The organism is Nostocoides japonicum T1-X7 (assembly GCF_001046855.1).
GTDB classification, from domain to species: domain Bacteria; phylum Actinomycetota; class Actinomycetes; order Actinomycetales; family Dermatophilaceae; genus Nostocoides; species Nostocoides japonicum.
The window spans coordinates 4,694,709-4,697,645 of sequence record NZ_HF570958.1 but is presented as its reverse complement, the minus strand read 5'-3'; the positions used below and the strand labels follow the sequence as shown (position 1 = coordinate 4,697,645).

Genomic DNA, 2,937 nt, shown 5'->3' with positions numbered 1-2,937 from the left:
GGGAGCCGCGGCGGAGTCCTCAGCCGCCTCCGCCGGGCTCGAGCCGGCCTCCGGCTCCGCGGCCGGCGCCTCCTCGGAGCCGCCGCCCGAACCGCCGATGACCGCGAGGTCGGCGCCCACGGGCACCGTCTCGTCCTCGGGGACGAGGATCTTGCTGAGGACGCCGGCCACGGGGGAGGGGATCTCGGTGTCGACCTTGTCGGTCGACACCTCCAGGAGCGGCTCGTCGACGGCGACCTCGTCACCCTCGGCCTTCAGCCAGCGCGTCACCGTGCCCTCGGTCACCGACTCGCCGAGTGCCGGCATCGTGACCCGCTGGCCCTCGCCACCGGACCCACCTGAGTCGGCCGACGCCGCGGGCTGGGCGGCCTCGGGAGCGGCAGCTGGTGCGGCGGGCGCGGGCTGCTCGGCGGCCGGCTGCTGCGTCGCGCCCGAGTCCCCGGAAGCCGACGCCGCGGGTGCGGCACCGTCGCCGATGACGACGAGGTCCGCGCCGACGGGGACCGTGTCGTCCTCCTGGACGAGGATCTCCTGCACCGTCCCCGACACGGGCGAGGGGATCTCGGTGTCGACCTTGTCGGTCGAGACCTCGAGGAGCGGCTCGTCGACCTCCACCTGGTCCCCGACGTTCTTCAGCCAGCGGGTGACGGTGCCCTCGGTGACGGACTCACCCAGAGCCGGCATGGTCACGCGTTCAGACATGAGCCTCGATCTCCTCTTCAGTGTGGGCGCGAGCCCAATCCTTGCAAAGTTCAGCCGTGAGTGTGCAGGGGCTTCCCGGCGAGCGCGAGAAAGGCCTCGCCGAGCGCCTCGTTCTGGGTTGGGTGGGCATGGATCAGGGGCGTCACATCCTCGGGGTAGGCCTCCCAGTTGTAGACGAGCTGAGCCTCGCCGACCTGCTCGCCCATCCGCGCGCCGATCATGTGGACGCCGACGACCGGCCCGTCGACGCGACGGACGAGCTTGACGAACCCGCTGGTCCGCAGGATCTGGGACTTGCCGTTCCCCCCGAGGTTGTACTCGAACGCCTCCACCTCGCCGTATGCCTCGCGCGCCTGCTCCTCCGTGAGGCCGACGGACGCGATCTCCGGGTCGCAGTAGGTGACCCGGGGGATCCCGGCCTCGACGACAGGCGGGGGATCGAGTCCGGCGATGTCCTCCGCGACGAAGATGCCCTGGGCGAAACCGCGGTGCGCGAGCTGGAGGCCGGGCACGATGTCGCCGACGGCATACACGCCCTCGACGTTCGTCCGGCAGCGTTCGTCGGCGAGGACGTAGCCGCGGTCGACGGCGATCCCGGCCTCCTCGTACCCGAGCCCCGCGGTGACCGGACCGCGTCCCACCGCGACGAGGAGGAGATCCGCGGTGAGGGCGGTGCCGTCCTCGAGCGTCACGGTGACCGACGTGTCGTCCTGCGTCGCCGAGGCGAACCGGGCGCCGGTCCGAACGCCGATCTTCCGCTTGCGGAAGGCCCGGTCGAGCGCCTTGGAGACGGCCTCGTCCTCGGCGGCGACGAGCCGGGGGAGCGCCTCGATGACGGTGACCTCGGCACCGAACGAGCGGTAGACCGAGGCGAACTCCACGCCGATGACGCCACCGCCGAGGACGACGACCGACGACGGCACCTCGGACAGCGTGAGGGCCTGCTCGCTCGTGACGACCCGGCCGCCGATCTCCAGCCCCGGCAGCGTCCTCGCAGACGAGCCGGTCGCGAGGACGACGTGCCGGCCGACGAGGTCGCGGTCGCCGACCCGCACGGTCCGCGGCCCGACGAGGCGCCCCTCGCCCTCGACATAGTCGACCTTCCGTGACGCGACGAGGCCCTGCAGGCCCTTGTGGAGGCGCGCGACGACGCCGTCCTTGTAGGCGAGGACCCCCGGCATGTCGATCCCGTCGAGGCTCGCCCGCACGCCGAATGCCGCGCTCTCCCGCGCCGCGTCGGCGACCTCGGCGGCGTGGAGGAACGCCTTGGTCGGGATGCAGCCCTGGTGGAGGCAGGTGCCGCCGAGCCGGTCCTTCTCGACGAGGGCGACGGACAGGCCGAGCTCCGCCGCGCGCAGCGCACAGGCGTAGCCGCCGCTGCCTCCCCCGAGGACGACGACGTCGTGCGTGGTGTCGGCGGTGGCCGGCATACGGTGACGCTCCCTTGCGCTCGTGGGTCCTGGCCTGCTGCCGCGGGCCGTCTCCGGCGCGCGCCTGCCCGCATCTTGTCACTTCCGGGTCGATCGATGGAGGCCGGGTCGGTCGCTTCACCGGCTCGACGGGCTCGATCTCCTACCCTGTTCCGTATGCCGTTCTGGAGACGACGCGGTAAGGGCGGGGCGAGCGCCACCACCTCGACCCGTGCGGACCGCTCGTCCGTCGAGACCTACCTGCGGGACTTCGTCGACACCCGGTTGTTCGTCGAGGCCTACGTCGAGCCCTCGACGAACGTCACCTCGACGACCGTCGTCCTCATCGCCCACGACGGCGAGTGGACCCGACGCGCCGTCGAGTCCCGTGAGCAGGCCTTCGAGCTCGCCAAGAAGCTCGACATCCCCGTCTACGACGTGAACCAGACCGGCTACCCCGCCCGGATGCGCGAGTGGACGGCCCGCCAGCGCCGGGAGGGGCGCGGCTGAGTCGCGCGCAGGGCGACGCCCGCCGGTGGATTTCCCGTGGCGCCGGGAGCGCGCGTTTGACATGGTGAGGGGACCGCGCCCGCCCCACGAAGGAGATCAGCGATGACCGCCAAGCCCGGCAAGGCCGCCCCGAGCGAGGATGTCAAGGCCAAGTTCCGCGAGGCGCTGGAGAAGAAGCAGGCGCACGCCGGTCGCGACGTCTCCGACCACGCCGAGCACTCCAAGGTCGGACCGCACGCCGCCGAGACCTCGGCCCGGGAGCAGATGTTCCGAAGGAAGTCCGGCTGACGCCGCCCTTCCTTCAGATCCACGAAGG

General features: G+C 72.1%; 4 protein-coding genes. 2 read left to right on the top strand and 2 right to left on the bottom strand.

Going from position 1 to position 2,937, the window contains the following annotated elements:
• Both BN12_RS21340 and lpdA read right to left on the bottom strand, forming a co-directional pair.
• Nucleotides 1–702, bottom strand: a 702-nt coding sequence (locus tag BN12_RS21340) for a biotin/lipoyl-containing protein (RefSeq protein WP_327152684.1), incomplete at its 3' end; no start/stop codon positions are given.
• A gap of 50 nt (nucleotides 703–752) precedes the next feature.
• The gene (lpdA, locus tag BN12_RS21335; protein WP_048555579.1) at nucleotides 753–2,132 is read right to left on the bottom strand and encodes a dihydrolipoyl dehydrogenase; all 1,380 of its coding nucleotides are present in this window, start codon (nucleotides 2,130–2,132) and stop codon (nucleotides 753–755) included.
• A gap of 156 nt (nucleotides 2,133–2,288) precedes the next feature.
• Here lpdA and BN12_RS21330 point away from each other — a divergent pair, with 156 nt between their 5' ends.
• Together BN12_RS21330 and BN12_RS21325 are read left to right on the top strand one after the other, a co-directional pair.
• On the top strand, nucleotides 2,289–2,621 hold the full coding sequence (locus BN12_RS21330) for a hypothetical protein (protein WP_048555578.1): 333 nt from the start codon (nucleotides 2,289–2,291) through the stop codon (nucleotides 2,619–2,621).
• A gap of 102 nt (nucleotides 2,622–2,723) precedes the next feature.
• Entirely contained in the window at nucleotides 2,724–2,909 is a 186-nt protein-coding gene (locus BN12_RS21325) for a DUF5302 domain-containing protein (RefSeq protein ID WP_048555577.1), read from the top strand.
• The last annotated feature ends 28 nt before the right edge of the window (nucleotides 2,910–2,937 follow it).